This window comes from Limnofasciculus baicalensis BBK-W-15, from assembly GCF_024178385.1.
Taxonomy (GTDB): Bacteria; Cyanobacteriota; Cyanobacteriia; order Cyanobacteriales; family Coleofasciculaceae; genus Limnofasciculus; species Limnofasciculus baicalensis.
Map to the genome: position 1 here is coordinate 1 of NZ_JAMZMM010000298.1, position 2,429 is coordinate 2,429.

1 protein-coding gene is annotated in these 2,429 nt (G+C 40.7%); it reads left to right on the forward strand.

The window, feature by feature from the left end:
* Positions 1-574: 574 nt before the first annotated feature.
* A partial coding sequence (locus NJ959_RS22425) for a two-partner secretion domain-containing protein (RefSeq protein ID WP_309242693.1) occupies positions 575-2,429 on the forward strand: 1,855 nt, incomplete at its 3' end.

A 2,429-nucleotide genomic window follows, 5' to 3' on the forward strand; every position in this document is an offset into this window, starting at 1 on the left:
CCACGCCAACCCGAAGCGGGTATGGACGTGGGGATTCCCGCCTGTCTAGCTAAAACGATACGAAAACTTTTCAAGCTTCTATTAGACCACTACCTGCAATATATAGCAGTAGCCCGTGTTAGGACAATGGGATGGCAGTCAATTGTTAAAATTTTCTGAATGAGAATGTCCTAACCTCTCTCCTCAATCAGAATTTACAGGATTTTTAGACTAAACTGTATTCTGAGCTACAATAGTAGTAGGTTAACTCGTCGATCGGCAGTCTGGCAATCCCTTGGAACTCCAGATTAGAATATTGCATCAATTATTACAGGTAAGAACCAGAAGTTGATCGTTGTTTCCCATCACAGACTGGTTCATTGGTTCACGCCCAATGAGAATGGAAGGTAGTAGGCTGTTGAATTATAAGAGCCTACTGGTTAGCATTGGACGTTGAATCCATTCAAAAGCATGAGATTCAGGTAGGTGACATTATCAATAAATCGTCAACAATCAATTGGGCTTCTCCAGAGGGTATATTTGCCAACCTGTATTAAAATTTTTTAGCCCCTGAGAGGATAAAGGTAGATTCTAAATGAACAAGATTATTCAAAAAATTGCTGTTGCTACTGCTGGTATGGCGGTACTATGTCTTGAAAATTTCCCGCTAACTGTATTAGCACAATCGATTGTTCCTGCTAATGACGGCACGAATACGATTGTACAGCCCAATGGCTCTCGCTTTGACATCACTGGCGGTCAAACTTCGGCGGATGGAGCAAATCTTTTTCACAGTTTGTCTCAATTTGGTTTGGATGCCAATCAAATCGCCAACTTCATTTCTACTCCCAGCATTCAGAATATTCTCTCCCGCGTTACTGGTGGTAATCCTTCAGTTATTAATGGTTTGATTCAGGTGACGGGGGGAAATGCTAATCTATTTTTAATGAATCCAGCAGGTGTTCTATTTGGTGCTAATGCTAGTCTAAACGTTCCCGCTTCCTTTACTGCTACGACTGCTACTAATATTGGAATTGGTAATGGTTATTTTAATGCTAGTGGAGTAAATAATTATGCCTCCCTAATGGGAACACCCAGTAGCTTGAGTTTTGCCACATCTCAGACACCGGGGGCAATTATTAATGGTGGTAATTTGGCTGTGGGAGAAGGTGCTAACTTAACTTTAGTTGGCGGTACTGTTGTTAGTATTGGTAATTTATCTGCACCAGGCGGACAAATTGTAGTAGAAACTGTTCCCGATCAAAGTATGGTGCGGATTAGTCAACCTGGACACTTGTTGAGTTTGGAAATATCTACACCAACATCTTCTATTACTCCTCTATCTCTACCAGAGTTATTGACTGGAAGTAGTTCAGTCTCTGGGATTGGGGTAAATAGTTTTGGACAGGTGGAATTAACTGGGGCTGGGATTCCAATTGAGAACGGAGATGTTGCAGTTAAAAGTGCTATATCTCATACCGCTACACTATCAGCTCAACATAATCTTACATTAGTAGAAAGCCAACTGGAAACGACTGGTGACTTGAATCTTCTGGCACAAGATACTGTAAGGATTAGAGATAGTGTAACTAATTCTTTTTTGGCTCAAGCTGGTGGCAATCTATATATTAGAGGCAACCTTGGTATTGATATTTTGGCTTTAAATCATCCAGTGACACCCTTTCAAAGTGGTGGGGATCTGAGTTTAGTCAGTGATGGAATTATTTCTGGTGATGCTCATTTTGCTAGCGGGAGACAATTCTCCATTCTGAATTTAGCGGGGAATCCCGGTATATTTATTAGTCTTTACGATCCTATTATTAGTGCTAATGGAGATGTGACGTTTGGCGATTATATTGGTGTGGCACTGAAGGTGGAATCAACTGGAAGTATTAGTGCTGGAAATATTACAATTACAGGGCCAGATACTAGTCTTTCCGGATCAGATCCAGATATTGCAATTTTGACTAGTAGTCCATCAATAATTTTGCGTGCTGGTTTGACTTCATTAGTAAATTCTCCGAATGTTCCGACTACAAAAGAGGGGACAAATTTTACTTCATCTACTCCTTCTACAGTCGGGAGTATAACTGTAACGAGTATAGACACTTCTGCTAAGAATAAAGAAACTGCTGGTACTGTCATATTGTCGTCTGCTAATGGCAATATTACCTCTGGGACAATAACTGCTAATATTCCTAATAAAGGAACGGCTGGCGATGTAACTTTGACAGCTTTAGGCAGTATTACTTATGGAGAGATAAATGCAAAATCTAGGAGTAATTCAGAGAAAGGTACTCCAGGACAAATTACTATAACAGCAGGCTCTAACCCTTCCCAATCTTACACAGGTTTTGCAGCAGGAAATACGATAGGAACTACTATCAATCCTCCTCCAGGTACTAATCCAGGTACAACTCCGGGTACTAATCCAGGTACTAATCCAGGTA